Genomic DNA, 15,178 nt, shown 5'->3' with positions numbered 1-15,178 from the left:
GGGAACGGGCGTGCGGGTTCGCGCGGTACCCCGTGGTGCGGATGGCCTCCTCGACCGCGGTCCGCGCGTCCGGCGACACCCAGTGCCCGCCGTTGATGACCCGCGAGACGGTGCCCCGCGACACCCCCGCGACCGCCGCGACGTCGCGGATCGTGGGGCGCTTCGCCCGGCCGTCGTCGGCCCCGTGCCCGCCCGTTCCTTCCACGCCCGCGAGTCTAGGGACACGGGCGGCCCCGACCTGACCGGCACGAGGACGCGTCACGACTTCACCGCGCCCGCGGCGAGGTCCACCTGCCAGAACCGCTGGAGCGCGAAGAACAGCGCGACAAGCGGCACGATCGACAGCAGCGCGCCGGTGATGACCAGCGTGTACATCGCGGGCTGGCTGGCGCCCTGGTTCAGCAGGCCGGACAGGCCCACCGTGATCGGGAACAGCTTGTCGTCGCCGAGCATGATGTACGGCAGCATGAAGTTGTTCCAGATCGCGACGAACTGGAAGAGGAACACCGTCACCAGGCCCGGCACCAGCATCGGCACGGCCACCTGGAAGAACGTGCGGGTCTCGCTCGCGCCGTCGGTCCGGGCGGCCTCGACCACCTCGTCCGGCACGGCCGCGGCCGCGTAGATGCGCGCCAGGTAGATGCCGTACGGGCTGATGATGCTGGGCAGCAGCACCGACCAGTACGTGTTGGTGAGGTCGAGCTCGGCCAGCAGCAGGTACTGCGGGATCGCGAGGACGATGGCGGGCACGAGCACGCCCGCGAGCAGCACGTTGAACGCCACGTTCTTGCCAGCGAACGTGTACTTCGCCAGGCCGTACCCGGCCATCGCCGACACGAGCGTGGAGGCCGCCGCGCCGACGCCGGCGTACAGGGCGGTGTTGAGCATCCACCGCCAGAACAGCCCGTCGCGGTAGGCCGCCAGGTCGGCCACGTTGTCGGCCAGGTGGGTGGACGGCGCGAACGTGAAGCTGGAGAACAGCTCCGACCCGGACTTCGTCGAGGCCACCACCACCCACACCACGGGCAGGAGGCAGTACAGGGCCCCCAGCAGGAGGACGGCGGTCGCCACGGCGGACGGCCGTTCGCCGGCGCCGCGCCAGATCCGGCGGCCCTTCGCGGCCGGGCGGCGGACGTCGGAGCGCGCCGCCGGGGCGTCGGCGGGCAGCGGGCTGGTCAGCGTCGTCATGGTCACTTCTCCTGGCCGAAGGCGCGGCCCTGCACGAGGCGCAGGAAGCCGAACGAGAGCACGAACGTCGCCGCGGCGATGATCACCGAGGTCGCGGCGGCCGAGTACAGGTCGCCGCGCGTGAACGCGTCGCGGTACACCTTCATCAGCGGTGTCCAGGTGGTCGAGATGGCGTTGCTCAGCGGGCGCAGCGTGGTGGGCTCGGCGAACACCTGGAGCGTCGCGATCATCGAGAAGACGGCGGTCATGATGATCGACGGCGTGACGATCGGAATCTTGATCCGCAGGGCCACCGCCACCTGCGAGGCACCGTCCAGCTCGGCCGCCTCGTACAGCTCCGACGGCACCGCCTTGAGCGCCGTGTAGATGACGATCATGTTGAACCCCGTACCGCCCCACACGGCGATGTTCGCGACGGCGAACATCACGAGGTCGCCCTCGAACAGCGACGGCACGTCCCACCCGAACCGCTCGAACAGGTCGTAGAACGGGCTGACGCCGGGCAGGTAGAGGAAGCCCCACAGCAGCGACGAGATCACGGCCGGCACCGCGTAGGGCAGGAAGATCGCCGTGCGCGAGAACGCCCGCGCCCGCGCGCGCCGCGAGTCGAGGAGCAGCGCGAAGAGCAGCGCCAGTCCGAGCATCGTCGGCACGACGATCAGGCCGTACAGCGCCACGCGCCCCACGGACGCGAGGAACTCCGGGTCCCCCAGCGCGGCCGCGTAGTTGGACAGCCCGGCCCACACCTCGGTGCGCGAGCCCGAGCCGAGGCCCAGCCCGCTCACCTTCTCCGTGCGGAAGGACAGGTAGACCGCGTACGCGATCGGCAGCGCCAGGAAGAGGACGAACAGCACGATCGCGGGCGCGAGGAAGCCCCACGGGGCGAGGCGGCGCCGGCCGGACGTGCTGGGCCCGGTCGCGCGGGCCGGCGGCGCGACGGTGGTCGTGGTCATCTCAGGCTTCCCTCTCGGTTCTGCGCGGATCGTGCTCGACGGCGACCGTGGTCGACGCGGGTCGGGCCGCCCGGGGGGATCTCCCGGCCCGGGCGGCCCGCGTCGTCACTCGCTGACGTTGAAGCCCTGGCTCTTCAGGTCGTCGAGCGTGATCTGCTGCATCGCGCCGACGGCGTCGACGAACGCGCTGGCCGTCTTGGCCTTGGTGGCCTCGGCGAACTCGTCGTTGTACGCCGAGTAGGCGACGTTGATGTTCGGGCCGTAGGTGAAGGGCTGCACGGTCTGCGCCGTCTGCGCCGCGACCTCGTAGAAGTCGGGCTGGTTGGAGAAGAACTCCGGCGGGTCGCTCAGCGCCTCCGTGCTCGCGGGGACGTCGGCCGGGTAGATGCCGGTCTCGTCCACGAGCGCCTGCACGGCCTCCGGGTCGGTGTTGAGCCACGTGACGAACTCGGCGGCCTGCTCCGGGTGCTCCGACTGCGAGGTCACCGCGGTGGCCGAGCCGCCCCACGCGCCGGTGGCGGGCGCGTCGGCGTCCCACTGCGGCATCGGCGCCATCTCCCACTTCCCGGCGGTGTCGGCGGCGTTGCCCGACAGGACGCCGGGCGCCCAGATCGCCGACAACCAGCCCACCTGGGTGCCGTCGTTGAGGCCGGCGTTCCACTCGGGCGTGTACATCGGCCTGTTGTCGATGACGCCCTCCTCCACGAGCCCGCCCCAGTACTCGGCGACCTTCGTCGTGGCGTCGGAGTCGATGTCCACCGACCACGCGTCGCCGTCGATCCCGTACCAGGACGCGCCGGCCTGCTGCGTGATGCCGGCGTACCAGCCGGCGTCGTTGGCGGAGAACGTGCCGAGGTAGGACTTCGGGTCGGCCTCGTGCACCTTCCGCGCCGCGTCCGCGTACTCGTCCCACGTGGTGGGCACGTCGATGCCGAGCTTCTCGAAGATGTCGGCCCGGTAGTAGAACTGCATCGGCCCGGAGTCCTGCGGCACCGCGTAGACGGCGTCCGACCCGAGGGTGACGGCGTCCCACACGCCGTCGGCGAAGTGCCCGGCGACGTCGTCGCCCAGCGAGCCCGAGAGGTCAGCCAGCGCGTCCGAGGAGACGAGCTGCGGGATCTTCTGGTACTCGGCCTGCATGATGTCCGGCGCGCCCGAGCCCGCCTTGATCGCGGTGAGCAGCTTGGTGACGGCAGGGTCGCCGCCGTCCTGCTTGTTCACCGTGACCGTGATGTCGGGGTGCTCGGAGTTCCAGAGGTCGACGACCTTCTCCATGTGGGGCGTCCACGTCCAGAAGGTGAGCTCGACGGGGCCCGCGGCCGACCCGCCGTCGTCCGAGCCGGCGTCGTCGCCGCCGGAGCAGGCGGACGCGAGCAGCGCGGTGGCGGCGGCGAGGGCCGCGATCCGGGTGCCTGTGGTCAGGCGCATGACTCCTCCTCGTCAAGGACCATCGCACCGCCGCGTCAGGCTGGGAGCGCTGGGCGACTCACGACAGTGTGGCTGTGCACGGTCACAGTAGCGACACGCCTCCTGGGATTGTCAACTTCAGGTTTCGTGGTGTTACCTAGTCGTCGCCGGTCACGATGACTGTGACCGAGCACAGCACGCCGAGCACAGCACCGACGCGAGGAGCCTCTTCCATGCCCGACGCCACGCCCCTCGACCCGCCTGGTGGCACCCCCGCCCGGACCACGCCCTTCCGCCCCGGCCCGGACTTCGACGGCTGGCTGCCCGGCATCGGCGAGATCTCCTACGGCGGCGACTACAACCCCGAGCAGTGGCCGGAGGAGGTGTGGGCGCAGGACGTCGCGCTCATGCAGGAGGCCGGCGTCAACCTCGTGAGCGTCGGGATCTGGAGCTGGGCGCTGCTCGAGCCGCGCGAGGGCGAGTACGACTTCGGCTGGCTCGACCGCCTGCTCGACCTGCTGCACTCCGGCGGCATCCGCGTCGACCTCGGCACGCCCACCGCGTCACCGCCGGCGTGGTTCTTCCGCACCTACCCGGACTCGCGGGTCGTGACACGCGAGGGCACCGTGCTGGAGTTCGGCTCCCGGGGCGCCGCCGCGCCGTCGTCCCCCGCCTACCGCCGCGCCGCCACGCGGATCGCCGGCGCGCTGGCGGAGCGCTACGGCTCCCACCCCGCGGTCGTGCTGTGGCACGTGCACAACGAGTACGGGGCCCCCGTCTCCGACGACTACTCCGACCACGCGCAGCGCGCCTGGCGCCTGTGGCTGCGCGCCCGGTACGGCACGCTCGAGGCTCTCAACGCGGCGTGGGGCACCCGCTTCTGGGGCCAGGTGTACGGCGAGTGGGAGCACGTCGTCGCGCCGTCGGCCACCCCGACCGTGGCCAACCCGGCCATGCGCCTCGACTACGCGCGGTTCACCGACGCGATGCTGCGCGAGTGCTTCGTGGCCGAGCGCGACGCGATCCGCGCGCACTCCGACGTCCCGATCACCACGAACTTCATGGCGACGGCGTGCCCGTCCACCGACCTGTGGGCGTGGGGCCGCGAAGTCGACGTCGTCTCCGACGACCACTACCTCACCGCGGCCGACCCGCGCGGCCACGTCGGCCTGGCGATGGCCGCCGACCTCACGCGCTCCGTCGCGGGCGGCAAGCCGTGGCTCCTGCTGGAGCACTCCAGCTCGGCCGTGAACTGGCAGCCGCGCAACGTGGCCAAGCGTCCGGGCGAGGAGCGCCGCAACGCCCTGTCGCACCTCGGCCGCGGCGCCGACGGGATCCTGTTCTTCCAGTGGCGGGCCTCGCGCAGCGGAGCCGAGAAGTTCCACTCGGCGATGCTCCCCCACGCCGGGACGGGCAGCCGGGTCTTCCGCGAGGTGTGCGCCCTCGGCGCCGAGCTCGGCGGCCTCGCCGAGGTGCGCGGGTCTCGCGTGCGCGCCGACGTCGCGCTGCTGTGGGACTACGAGTCGCACTGGGCGCAGGACCTCGAGTGGCGGCCGAGCGTCGACGCGTCGCACCGCGAGCGCACCGAGGCCTTCTACGACCGGCTGTGGCGCGACGGGCTCACCGTCGACATGGCCCACCCCGAGCAGGACCTGTCCGGCTACCGCCTCGTCGTCGCGCCGGCGTCGTACCTGCTCACGGCGGCCGCGGCCGACAACCTCACGCGGTACGTCGAGGGCGGCGGCACGCTGCTCGTCAGCTACTTCAGCGCCGTCGTGGACGAGCACGACCGCGTGCACGAGGGCGGTTACGGCGCGCCGCTGCGGCGGGCGCTCGGCCTCACGGTCGAGGAGTTCCTGCCGCTGCGGGAGGGCGAGACGCTCGGCGTCGCCGGCCTGGCGGACGGCGCGCTGACCGGCGACGTGTGGGCCGACGACCTGGCGCTCGACGGGGCGCAGGTCGTCGCCACGTACGACGGCGGCCCGCGGCCCGGCGCCGCGGCGGTCACCCGGAACGCCCTCGGCGCGGGCACCGGCTGGTACGTCTCCACCCGGCTCGACGTCGACGCGCTGGCACCCCTCATGGCCCGGGTGTACGACGACGCCGGCCTCGCGCCCGCGGGTCTGCCCGCGGAGCTCGAGGTCGTGCGCAGGCACGGGGAGGACGCCGTGTTCACCGTCGCGCTCAACCACGCCGACGCCGACGCCAAGCTGCCCGACGTCGCGCCGGGCTCCACCGACCTGCTCACCGGGGAGGACGTCGCAGGCTTCGTCGTCGTCCCCGCCGGCGGGGCGCGCGTGCTGCGCACCGCCCACCCCCGCTGACCTTCCAACAAGCGATCCGTCGCGCCATCCATCCGGTTGCCGCGAGGGATCGCTTGTTCGAAGGCGGTTTCTTGCTCACCGATCGGAAGGACGATGATGTCGCACCGCACCCGCACGATCACCACGAGCCTGCTCGCCGCCGCCGTGGCGGCCGCCCTCGCCTCGCCCGCGGGGGCCGCGCCCGGCGGCCGGTCCGCCGTCGAGCCCGCGAACGCCGGCTTCTCCGGCCTGGACGGGTGGACCGTCGCCGGCGACACCTCCGCCGCGGCGGCGGAGGCCGGGGGCCGCACCGGCGACCGGCTGACGCACTGGTCGGACACCCCGTACGAGGTCACGACGTCCCAGCGCCTCGGCCGCCTCGGCACGGGCTGGTGGACGGGGAGCGCGTGGGTGAAGTCCGGCGGGCTGGGCACCTCGACGTTGTCCCTGACCTGCACGGACGGCACGTCGGGTACCGCCACGCTGCCGCAGACGCTGCAGGACGACGCGTGGGTGCGCGTCGCCGTCTCCGCGAAGAGCCGCGGCGGCGACTGCACGCTCGCGGTCACGACGTCGGACGACGCGGGCGGGGCGTGGGCGAGCGTCGACGACGTCGCCGTCGAGCGCGGCCGGGTGACGCGCGAGGTGCGCGGCGGCGACCTCTCCGGCCTGGCGAAGAACGAGGACCACGGCGCCACGTACGCCGACGTCGACGGCACGCCCGGCGACGCGGTGGAGATCCTCGCCGACCACGGCATGAACCTCGGCCGCCTCAAGGTGTGGGTCGACCCGGCCGACGGCTACAACGAGGTGACGCACGTGGTCGAGACGGCGCGACGGATCCAGGCCGCCGGCATGGACGTCATGGTCGACTTCCACTACTCCGACCGGTGGACCGACCCGGGGGCGCAGGGCGTGCCGGCCGCGTGGGCGGGGTCGAGCGTCACCACGATCACCGACCGGCTCGCCGCGCACACCCGCGAGGTGATGACCGCCCTCGTCGACGCGGGCGTCGACGTCGCGTACGCGCAGGTGGGCAACGAGATCAACCCCGGCATGCTGTGGCCGTACGGGCAGACGTGGGACGTCGACCCCGACGACGGCGTCGCCGACGCGCAGTGGGACGCCCTCGCCGGGTTCCTCACCGCCGGGCACGACGCGGTGAAGGCCGTCTCGCCGTCGACGCGGACGATCCTGCACCTGACGAACATCAACAACGGCATCGACTCGCTCACCTGGTGGTTCGACGAGGTCACCGCGCGCGACGTGCCGTTCGACGTCGTCGGGCTGAGCTACTACGGCTACTGGCACGGGTCGCTCGCCGACCTGCAGGGGGCCGTCAGCACCCTGTCCGCCCGCTACGACCGCGACGTCATGGTGGTCGAGACGGCGTACCCGTTCACGCTCGAGGACGACGACCCGGCCTGGGAGAACGTCATCGCGTCCGAGGGCCAGCTCGTCGACGGCTACCCCGCCACGCCGGAGGGCCAGGCGGCGGCGTTCCGCGCCGTGCAGGACACGGTCGCCGCCGCCCCCGGCGGTCGTGGGCTCGGCGCCGTCTACTGGGAGCCGGCCTGGACGTCCGTCGACGGCAACGGCTGGGACCCGGAGGACCCGGCCTCCGGCAACGCGTGGGAGAACCAGGCGATGTTCGACCACGACGGGCGCCTGCTCGCGCCCGTCGCGGCCGAGCTCGCCGCCGACTGACCGACGGGGGACGGCCGGGTCAGCAGGTGGCGAGCAGCGCGGGCACCAGGGCAGTGTTGAGGTCCGACTCCAGCGACGTCAGGTCGCGGCCGGTGAGGGCCACGGTCACCTGCCTCTCGGCGTCCGGAGACGTCAGCGTGATGCTGAGCGTGCCGAACGACGCGCCGTCGTGCCCGTACAGCCACGCGCCCTCCTCGCACGGGTCGGGCAGGCGGTACACGCCGAGGCCGTAGTCGGGCAGCGTCTGGCTGCCGACGGTGCGCGGCGTGAGGACGTCCGTCACGGTCTCCGGCTCGAGCAGGTCGCCCGTCACCAGCGCCTCGGTGAACCGCTGCAGGTCCTCCGTGGTGCCGGTGACGGCGCCCGCCGAGCCGAAGAGGCTGGGGTCGAAGCCGTCGAGCCCGTACCACCCGGCACCGAGGTCACCGGTGTATGCGGCCTCACGGAGGAACGGGCCGCGGTAGCCCGGGTCGTCGGGGTACGCGGAGTGCCGCATCCCGGCAGGCTTGAACACGCGCTTCTCCAGCAGCCGCTCGACACTCTGCCCGGTGGCGTGCTCCAGCGCGAGGCCCAGCAGCACGTAGCCGGCGTTGGAGTACGAGGCGTCGGTGCCGGGCTCGAACAGCCACGCCTGGTCGTCCATCGCGGCGAGGTGGTCCGCCGCCGTGTACTCCTCGCCGAGGACGTCGAAGAACTCGTCGTAGTCCTCCGGGTCGGTCATCCGGCTCGCGGCGAGCGCCGACAGGTGGTCGGGCAGGCCCGCGCGGTGCGTGAGCAGCAGCTCGAGCGTGACGTCGTCCTCGTAGGCGTCGGGGACGACGGCGGCCGCCTCGGGCACGACGTCGACCACCGGGGTGTCGAGCGTCCACGTGCCCTTCTCGACCTCCTGCAGCACGAGCGTCGAGACCATCATCTTGGTGTTGCTCGCGACGCGGAACCGGTCCTGCGACCGCGCCGGGCCGTGCCCGTCCAGCCGACGCGCGCCGTCGGCGCCGCTCCAGTGCAGGCCCGGGGCGTCGACGCGCCCGACCACCCCGATCGGGACGCCCGCCGCCGTGTCCGCGAGCGCCTGGTCGAGCGCGTCCGTCACGGCGTCGTCCCCGCCCGACGTCTCGCTCGGCGCGCTGAACGTGCGGGCGCTCGCCCGCCGCTCCGCCTCCGCGACGGCGTCGGCCACCGCCTGCGCGACGGACGACCGGTCCTCGTCGAGCGCGGCCGACGGCGGTGCGGAAGGCTGCGGCCGCTCGTCCGCGCCGGCGGGCAGCGCGCCGAGGCCCAGCGCGAGCGCGGCGGCGGTCGTGACGGTCAGGGGCGTGCGCATGCGACGACGCATGGGGTCTCCTTCGTCCTGGGTGTCGGTACCCCCACCCTCGCAGGGCGACCGTCCGGGCGGATCCGTCGGGCGACGGAGATCCGCCGTCGTCGACCTCCACCGTCCGCCGGACCCGGCGGTCACGAGAGTTGTCAGGACCAGGTGCACCAGAACCTGAGCGTGGCCCTGACAGGTCCGTGGCGGTCAGAGCTCGCGGAGGCGGGCGGCGGCCTCGTCGCGGCGACGGGTGGCGTCCGTGAGGGTGCGCTCGGCGCGCTGCCGGGCGACGACGGCGCCGCGCAGCTCGGCGTCGACGGTCGCGGCCTCCTCCTCCAGCTCGTCGAGGCGGCGGCGGACGGCGTCGCGCTCGGCGTCGGTGCGGCGCGCGATCCCCTCGATGCGGCCGACCTCCGCGGCGGCGGTGCTGCCGGCGTCGCGCGCGGCGGCGACGTCGTCCTCCGCGTCGGCGAGCGCCTGCTCCGCCTCTTGCCGGGCCGCCACCCGCGCGGCCTCCTTCTCGGCCGCCGCGTGGTCGTCCTTCCGCGAGGCGGCCCGACCGCGGCCGCCGCGCGCCGCGCGCGGCAGGTCGGGCACGGCGTGCAGGTGCCGCGACGGCGCGCCGTCGTCGTCGACGGGCGCGATGCCGAGCGCGTCGGGGACGGCGACGGCGGACGCGACGTCGGCCCGCCCGATGCCGGTGGCCTGCAGCGGCCCGACCAGCAGCCCGCTGCGGACGGCGCGGCCGGCGTCGGCGTCGATCATCGCGGCGGTGAGCGTGGCCTCCACCTGTGCCAGGACGGCGCCGGACACGGTCGTGCCGGCCTCGACGGCGAGGGAGCGTGCCCGCGCCGCGACCGCGGCGACGAGCTGCCGCCGCTGCCGCGTGAGCTCGCGCAGGCGCTTGCCGTCGAGGTCGTCCTGCGCCTCGCGGAACGCGGCGCCGAGCTCGACCACCTGCTCCACCTGGTCGGCCTCGGCGCGCGCGAGGAGGTTGACCACCCAGGCCGCCGTCGACGGCTTGCGCAACCGCTTCACCCGGTCGGCCGCCTCGACCTCGCCGTCGTCGCGCAGGGCGGCGGCGCGGGCGTCGCGCGCGGGGACGAACTCCGCCGGCTCGAGGGCGTAGAGCTCCCCGGCGACGTCGGTCAGCAGCTCCGCCAGCGTGGGCACCCTCCGAGAATCCGGAACGCCGCACGCCACCGCAACCCCACCGACGGGAGCTGTCAGAGAGAGGCGGGGCTGGAGCACGGCCTGGCCTCTGACAACTCGTCCTAGGATCGTTTCGATCCCCCATGACCGAGAACCTTCCTCCCGCGCCGGCGTCCGCCATCACGCCACCCGTCGACGAGCGTCGCGCCACGATCATCCTGGTCGCGATGGCGCTGTCGACGTTCCTGTTCGTCACCGTCGAGTCGCTGCCGTCCGGCCTGCTCACCCTCATGGCGCCCGACCTGGGTCGGTCCACGTCCGAGATCGGCCTGCTCGTCACCGGGTACGCGTTGGTGGTGCTGATCACCACGGTGCCGCTGGCGCACTGGGCGCGACGCGTGCCGCGCCGGTGGGTGCTGTCCGCGTGCGCGGGCGTGGCCGCCGTCGCGACGCTGTGGGCCGCGCTCGCGCCGAGCTACGAGCAGCTGCTGGCCGCCCGCCTGGTGACGGCGACGGCGCAGGCGCTGTTCTGGGCCGCCGTGGTGCCCGCGACGACCGGGCTGTTCCGGCCCGTGGTCCGCGGCAGGGTGATGACGCGCCTCGCGCTCGGCAACTCGCTCGCCCCGGTGCTCGGCGTGCCGGCGGGCACGTGGCTCGGCGAGCACACGTCGTGGCGGTGGACGTTCGCGGCCGTCGCGGTGCTCTCGCTCGTGGTGACGTTCGTGGTCCTGGCGCTCTTCCCGACGATGGCGCCGTCCGAGGGCGGCGCCAGCCGCGCGCCGCACCCGAGCCGACGCCGTTTCCTCTTCCAGATGGTCACGACCGGCCTCGTGCTGACGGGCGCCTTCGGCGTCATCACGTTCGTCACGCAGTACTTCATCGAGGTCACCGGGTTCGAGCAGTCGGACATGGCCCGGCTGCTGCTGCTGCAGGGCGCGGCCGGGGTGGTGGGCACGATCGTGGTGGGCCGGTTCATCGACGCCCGCCCGGTGGCGGTGCTGCTCGTCGCGCTCGCCGTGCTCACCGTCGCACTCGTGAGCCTGTGGGCGTTCGGCGCGCACCCCGTCGCGGCGGTGGCGTCGCTGGCGCTGTTCGGGTTCTCGTTCTCGTGCGTGCCGCCCGCACTGTCCCACCGCGTGATGCTCGTGGCGCCCGGGTCGACCAACATGGGGGTGGCGATCTCGTCGTCCATGTTCAACGTGGGTATCGCGGCCGGATCGGGCCTGGGCGCGGCCCTCGTCGCCGCCGTCGGCGTGCACGTCGTGCCGCTCGCGAGCGCCGTCGTCGTGCTCCTGGCGCTGCTCGTCGCCCTCGCCGAGGAGCGCTTCAGCCCGGCCCTGCCGGGCGCGCGCTGACAGGATGGCGTGCGTGACCCTCCCGTCCGACGACGACCGCTGCCCCTGCGGCTCCGGCGACACCTACGGCGCGTGCTGCGGCCCGCTGCTGGCCGGCGACCGGCTCGCTCCCACCGCGGAGGCGCTGATGCGCTCGCGCTACACCGCGTTCGCCGTCGGCGACCCCGCCTACCTGCGCGCCACATGGCACCCGCGCACGCGGCCGCGGTCGCTGGAGCTCGACGACGACCAGCGGTGGCGGCGCCTCGTCGTGCTCGCCACCCACGCGGGCGGCCCGTTCGACGACGGCGGCGAGGTGGAGTTCGTCGCGCAGTACGTGCAGGCGGCCTCGGGTGACCGTGGCCGACTGCACGAGGTGAGCCGGTTCGTCCGTGAGGACGGGCGCTGGTTCTACGTGGACGGCGACCTGTCGGCCTGACGCGACCCCGTCTCGGGCAGACCGTCGGTCGCCTCGGGGTGCACGTCGGCGACGTGCAGGTCCACGGTGACGAGGCGGGCGTCGAAGTCGGCACCGAGCGCGGAGGACACGGCGTCCGCGGCCACACCTCGCGCCAGCTCCGCGATGTCGGCGATGCGGCCGCCGAACCGCACGCTCAGCACGATCATGACGGCCTCCAGCTCGCCGGCGACGGCGTCCTGCGCCGGAGGGCCCACGACGCACCGGACGTCGACGACGCGGATCTCGCCCTCGGGGTCGTCGAGCGCAGCCCGCACCCGGGCCACCAGCAGCGGCGTCGCGAGGGCGAACCGTCCACCGGCGTGCCGGCCGGCCACATGGGCGGACGGTCGCACCACGCGCAGCACGCGAGCCAGCACCGACTCGCGGGCCCGCACCCACCCCTCGTCGGTCAGCTCGCGCAGGCCCGCGGCGGCGCGGGTGAGCACGTGATCCTGGTCCCCGTCCGGGGTCACCGCCATGGCTCCAGCCTCCTCCCGAGGTTCATGCGTGCGCGGTGCACGGCCCCCCGCACGGCCCCGACCGTGGTGGCCTGGACGCGCGCGACGTCCGCGTAGGGCATTCTCTCCACCTCCGCCAGGATCCAGCAGGCCCGCTGCAGGTCCGGCAGGTCGGCCAGCGCGATCTCCAGCGCCTCCAGCAGGTCGTGCGCCTGCGCGGCGGCGGCGGGGTCGTTCGCACGGTCGGCCGCCCCGCCGACGGCCACCTCCCGGGGCAGCTCCTGCTCCGGGTGCCGCGTCATGTCCCGCATCCGCCGGCGCACGGTGTGCGTGAGGATGCCGAAGAGCCAGGTGCGCACGGTCGACTCACCGCGAAACCTCCCCATCGACGTCAGAGCGCTCGCCAGGGCGTCCTGCATGCAGTCCTCCGCCATGCCGTCGTCGCGCAGCATCCGCCGGGCGTACCGGTACATCGCGGTGCCGTGACGTGCGGCGAGCTCGCCGAACGCCTCCTTGTCCCCGAGCCGTGCCCGGCGGACGAGCTCGGAGTCGTCCACGGCCCGCGCGTCGTCCGCCGGTGAGGGCGCGACCTCCGCCCGAGTGTGATGTACATCACACTCCTCGAGGCGTGACGAACGGTGGGCAGCGGGCACTCATCCAGTGTCGGAAGAAACTGTCGAGGGTGCGCGACGAACGCACCGGCACCTAGCACGGAGGCAGAAATGGCCGAGAGCACGTCACAGACGAGCCAGCAGCCGAGCCCGTCGCAGCCCCGCACGGGCGGTGTCGACGACGCGAACCCGCGCCCGCGCGCCTCCGACAGGGGCGGGCGGACCCCGCTGAGCACGGAGTACGGCACCACGACCATCGCCGACAACGTCGTCAGCAAGATCGCCGGCATCGCCGCCCGCGACGTCACCGGCGTGCACGATGTGGGCGGCGGGGCGGCCCGCGCGTTCGGTGCCATCCGGGAGCGGATCCCCGGCGGCTCCACCAACTACGCGCAGGGCGTGAACGTGGAGGTCGGCGCGTCGGAGGCCGCCGTCGACGTCGAGATCGTGGCCGAGTACGGCGTCGCGATCGCGGACGTCGCCGAGGCCGTCCGCCGCAACGTCATCTCCTCGATCGAACGGATGACGGCACTGAGGGTCATCGAGGTCAACGTCGGGGTCAACGACGTGTGGCTGCCCGGGGACGACGACGACGCGTCGGACGCTCAGCCGTCCCGGGTGCAATGAACTTGCAGGCGTCGGACGACGCGACGTCCGGGTCGGCCGCAGGGCTGGTCCGCGACGCAGCTCTGGCGGTCCCGGGCGTGGCCACGCTCAGCAGCGGCTTGTTCGGTGAGATCGCCACCTACCTGCCGGGCGGCCGGGTTCCCGGGGTGCGGTTCAGCGACGACGGCGTGCACGTGCACATCGTCGTCACCGCGGCCGGCGTGCAGGACCTGCCCGGCGTGGCAGGGGCGGTGCACGAGGCCGTCCGGTCCGTCCTGCTCGTCGTCCCGGACGAGGCCCGGTTCGACGCGCCGGCCTCGGGACCCACGACACCCGTGGTCGTGCACGTGGACGACGTCGAGGCCACCGGGCAGCCCGGTGGCGCGGAGGTCCCGGAGGACGGGACGAGGAAGGACGAGTCATGAACAACCTCACCGCGGTCGGCCTGCTGGCGGGCCTCCTGCTCGCCGTCGCCGTGACCACCGGCGGGTTCCTGGGCTTTCTGCTCGCGATCGTGCTCGGCGTCGTGGGACTGACGGTCGGCGCCCACCTCGACGGGCGGGTGGACCTCGGCGCGCTGCTGGGGGGTCGCCGCCGTGGCTGATCCCGACACCGCCGCCGGCACCCGGACCGAGGTCGCCGGCCGGGTCACGGTCGCCGACCGCGTCGTGGTCAAGGTGGCCCAGCAGGCCGCGGCGGGCGCCTCCACGCCGGTCCGCGGAGGCCTGGCGGGCACGGACCTGCCCCACGTGGACGTCGAGCTCGCGGGCACGCGCGCCCGGGTCCGCGCCCACGTCGCGTCCACTTGGCCGGAGCCGGCCGGGGACGTCGCGGCCCGGGTGCGCGACGCGCTGCGGGACGAGCTGGAGCGGCTGGTGGGCGTGCACGTGGACGACCTCGTGGTGACGGTCGCCGACGTCCGACCGCCCGCTGACGAGGGCAGGAGGGTGCGATGACGACGACGACCGGGACGGGCGGGGCACGCGGCACGGGTGCGCCGGTGCCCGCCGCGCCGGGACACCGCTCGGGGACGTCGGCGCGCGCCGCGGGCGTCGTGGTGGCGGTCTTGCTGATCGCCTGCGGTGTGGTGGCAGCGCAGGAGGCGCTCGCCGCGCAGTCGCTCGCAGGGCTCACCCCCGCGGACGGGTGGGTGCGCCAGGCGGTCGGCGCGATCGAGGGGTCGACGCTCGGCGCGGCGGCGATCGTCGCCGGGGCCGTCGCTGCCGTGGTCGGGATCATGGTGCTCGTCGCGGCCTGGCGTGACAGCCCCCGGCCCGCACGGCTCCGCGACGCCCCCGCCGTCGAGCTCCACGCGCAGGACGTGGCGCGGTTGTCGTCGGCCGCGGCGCAGGACGTGGACGGCGTGCTCGCCGCCGCGTCGACGGCGTCGCGGCGCGCGGTGGTGGTCCGCGTCACCGCCACCGGCGACCCGAACGTGCCCGGCGAGGTGGCGGAAGCCGTGAAAGCGCGCCTCGCGGCGGTGGAACCCACCCCGCAGGTCCGGGTGCGGGCCACGAGCACGGGAGGTGCGGCATGAGAGGGCGACGGCACGTGGTGGGCGCGGACCGAGCGCTGCTGACGCTGCTCGGGCTGGTGCTCCTGGTCGCCGGCGTGGGCCTGGTGGCGCTCGCGTCCGGCTGGGTGCCGGCCGGTGCGGGGATGCCCGGTCCGGGTGAGGAGGTCGCCGTGC

Annotated in this window: 17 protein-coding genes; 9 read left to right on the top strand and 8 right to left on the bottom strand. The window is 74.1% G+C overall.

Annotation, left to right across the window (positions count from 1 at the left end):
• The 4 genes from ACFWEK_RS09275 to ACFWEK_RS09260 all read right to left on the bottom strand — a co-directional run.
• Positions 1-205: LacI family DNA-binding transcriptional regulator (locus ACFWEK_RS09275; protein ID WP_430553855.1), on the bottom strand; the 205-nt coding region annotated here is incomplete at its 3' end.
• Positions 206-258: 53 nt separating this feature from the next.
• A complete protein-coding gene (locus ACFWEK_RS09270; protein ID WP_430553854.1) occupies positions 259-1,188 on the bottom strand; it encodes a carbohydrate ABC transporter permease in 930 nt (309 codons plus the stop codon).
• A gap of 2 nt (positions 1,189-1,190) precedes the next feature.
• The gene (locus ACFWEK_RS09265; protein WP_430553853.1) at positions 1,191-2,141 is read right to left on the bottom strand and encodes a carbohydrate ABC transporter permease; all 951 of its coding nucleotides are present in this window, start codon (positions 2,139-2,141) and stop codon (positions 1,191-1,193) included.
• A gap of 105 nt (positions 2,142-2,246) precedes the next feature.
• Entirely contained in the window at positions 2,247-3,569 is a 1,323-nt protein-coding gene (locus ACFWEK_RS09260) for an ABC transporter substrate-binding protein (RefSeq protein ID WP_430553852.1), read from the bottom strand.
• Positions 3,570-3,781: 212 nt separating this feature from the next.
• Between ACFWEK_RS09260 and ACFWEK_RS09255 the strand changes: the two genes are divergently transcribed.
• Positions 3,782-5,872 (top strand): beta-galactosidase, encoded by a 2,091-nt coding sequence (locus ACFWEK_RS09255; protein WP_430553851.1) that lies wholly within the window; start codon positions 3,782-3,784, stop codon positions 5,870-5,872.
• A gap of 96 nt (positions 5,873-5,968) precedes the next feature.
• The gene (locus tag ACFWEK_RS09250) at positions 5,969-7,558 is read left to right on the top strand and encodes an arabinogalactan endo-beta-1,4-galactanase (RefSeq protein ID WP_430553850.1); all 1,590 of its coding nucleotides are present in this window, start codon (positions 5,969-5,971) and stop codon (positions 7,556-7,558) included.
• 19 nt (positions 7,559-7,577) lie between these two features.
• Here ACFWEK_RS09250 and ACFWEK_RS09245 read toward each other — a convergent pair whose 3' ends face one another.
• A complete protein-coding gene (locus ACFWEK_RS09245; RefSeq protein ID WP_430553849.1) occupies positions 7,578-8,891 on the bottom strand; it encodes a serine hydrolase domain-containing protein in 1,314 nt (437 codons plus the stop codon).
• Between the two features lie 183 nt (positions 8,892-9,074).
• Positions 9,075-10,040: a hypothetical protein gene (locus ACFWEK_RS09240; protein WP_430553848.1), complete on the bottom strand. Its 966-nt coding sequence runs from the start codon at positions 10,038-10,040 to the stop codon at positions 9,075-9,077.
• A gap of 122 nt (positions 10,041-10,162) precedes the next feature.
• On the opposite strand from ACFWEK_RS09240, the gene ACFWEK_RS09235 reads away from it, so the two are divergent.
• Together ACFWEK_RS09235 and ACFWEK_RS09230 are read left to right on the top strand one after the other, a co-directional pair.
• Positions 10,163-11,374, top strand: a complete 1,212-nt coding sequence (locus ACFWEK_RS09235) for an MFS transporter (protein ID WP_430548198.1) — start codon at positions 10,163-10,165, stop codon at positions 11,372-11,374.
• A gap of 4 nt (positions 11,375-11,378) precedes the next feature.
• Positions 11,379-11,792: a YchJ family protein gene (locus ACFWEK_RS09230; protein WP_430548197.1), complete on the top strand. Its 414-nt coding sequence runs from the start codon at positions 11,379-11,381 to the stop codon at positions 11,790-11,792.
• Here the strand turns inward: ACFWEK_RS09230 and ACFWEK_RS09225 are convergent.
• Positions 11,765-12,292 (bottom strand): hypothetical protein, encoded by a 528-nt coding sequence (locus ACFWEK_RS09225; protein ID WP_430553847.1) that lies wholly within the window; start codon positions 12,290-12,292, stop codon positions 11,765-11,767. The two genes, ACFWEK_RS09230 and ACFWEK_RS09225, sit on opposite strands and share 28 nt — an antisense overlap.
• The gene (locus ACFWEK_RS09220; RefSeq protein ID WP_430553846.1) at positions 12,283-12,828 is read right to left on the bottom strand and encodes an RNA polymerase sigma factor; all 546 of its coding nucleotides are present in this window, start codon (positions 12,826-12,828) and stop codon (positions 12,283-12,285) included. Before ACFWEK_RS09220 ends, ACFWEK_RS09225 begins: the two co-directional genes overlap by 10 nt.
• A 165-nt stretch (positions 12,829-12,993) precedes the next feature.
• Here ACFWEK_RS09220 and ACFWEK_RS09215 point away from each other — a divergent pair, with 165 nt between their 5' ends.
• The 5 genes from ACFWEK_RS09215 (at position 12,994) to ACFWEK_RS09195 (ending at position 15,025) form a co-directional block, all read left to right on the top strand.
• Positions 12,994-13,509 (top strand): Asp23/Gls24 family envelope stress response protein, encoded by a 516-nt coding sequence (locus tag ACFWEK_RS09215; RefSeq protein ID WP_430553845.1) that lies wholly within the window; start codon positions 12,994-12,996, stop codon positions 13,507-13,509.
• A gap of 77 nt (positions 13,510-13,586) precedes the next feature.
• Complete coding sequence (locus tag ACFWEK_RS09210; RefSeq protein ID WP_430553844.1) at positions 13,587-13,913, top strand: hypothetical protein; 327 nt, start codon at positions 13,587-13,589, stop codon at positions 13,911-13,913.
• Positions 13,910-14,092: a DUF2273 domain-containing protein gene (locus ACFWEK_RS09205; protein WP_430548192.1), complete on the top strand. Its 183-nt coding sequence runs from the start codon at positions 13,910-13,912 to the stop codon at positions 14,090-14,092. The genes ACFWEK_RS09210 and ACFWEK_RS09205 overlap by 4 nt, the downstream gene beginning before the upstream one ends.
• Positions 14,085-14,444, top strand: coding sequence for a hypothetical protein (locus ACFWEK_RS09200; protein ID WP_430553843.1), 360 nt, complete (start codon positions 14,085-14,087; stop codon positions 14,442-14,444). The genes ACFWEK_RS09205 and ACFWEK_RS09200 overlap by 8 nt, the downstream gene beginning before the upstream one ends.
• Positions 14,441-15,025 (top strand): hypothetical protein, encoded by a 585-nt coding sequence (locus tag ACFWEK_RS09195; protein WP_430553842.1) that lies wholly within the window; start codon positions 14,441-14,443, stop codon positions 15,023-15,025. Before ACFWEK_RS09200 ends, ACFWEK_RS09195 begins: the two co-directional genes overlap by 4 nt.
• The last annotated feature ends 153 nt before the right edge of the window (positions 15,026-15,178 follow it).

The organism is Isoptericola sp. NPDC060257, assembly GCF_042726645.1.
Classification (GTDB): Bacteria; Actinomycetota; Actinomycetes; order Actinomycetales; family Cellulomonadaceae; genus Isoptericola; species Isoptericola nanjingensis.
Note: the sequence above shows the minus strand (reverse complement) of the source record. Positions and strands in the feature narration are given on the sequence as shown.

Coding starts and splice junctions, on each gene's coding strand:
- ACFWEK_RS09270 (WP_430553854.1), bottom strand. CDS start 1,188: ATGACGACGCTGACCAGCCCGCTGCCCGCCGACGCCCCGGCGGCGCGC.
- ACFWEK_RS09265 (WP_430553853.1), bottom strand. CDS start 2,141: ATGACCACGACCACCGTCGCGCCGCCGGCCCGCGCGACCGGGCCCAGC.
- ACFWEK_RS09250 (WP_430553850.1), top strand. CDS start 5,969: ATGTCGCACCGCACCCGCACGATCACCACGAGCCTGCTCGCCGCCGCC.
- ACFWEK_RS09195 (WP_430553842.1), top strand. CDS start 14,441: ATGACGACGACGACCGGGACGGGCGGGGCACGCGGCACGGGTGCGCCG.
- ACFWEK_RS09225 (WP_430553847.1), bottom strand. CDS start 12,292: ATGGCGGTGACCCCGGACGGGGACCAGGATCACGTGCTCACCCGCGCC.
- ACFWEK_RS09245 (WP_430553849.1), bottom strand. CDS start 8,891: ATGCGTCGTCGCATGCGCACGCCCCTGACCGTCACGACCGCCGCCGCG.
- ACFWEK_RS09260 (WP_430553852.1), bottom strand. CDS start 3,569: ATGCGCCTGACCACAGGCACCCGGATCGCGGCCCTCGCCGCCGCCACC.
- ACFWEK_RS09255 (WP_430553851.1), top strand. CDS start 3,782: ATGCCCGACGCCACGCCCCTCGACCCGCCTGGTGGCACCCCCGCCCGG.
- ACFWEK_RS09215 (WP_430553845.1), top strand. CDS start 12,994: ATGGCCGAGAGCACGTCACAGACGAGCCAGCAGCCGAGCCCGTCGCAG.
- ACFWEK_RS09230 (WP_430548197.1), top strand. CDS start 11,379: ATGGCGTGCGTGACCCTCCCGTCCGACGACGACCGCTGCCCCTGCGGC.
- ACFWEK_RS09205 (WP_430548192.1), top strand. CDS start 13,910: ATGAACAACCTCACCGCGGTCGGCCTGCTGGCGGGCCTCCTGCTCGCC.
- ACFWEK_RS09235 (WP_430548198.1), top strand. CDS start 10,163: ATGACCGAGAACCTTCCTCCCGCGCCGGCGTCCGCCATCACGCCACCC.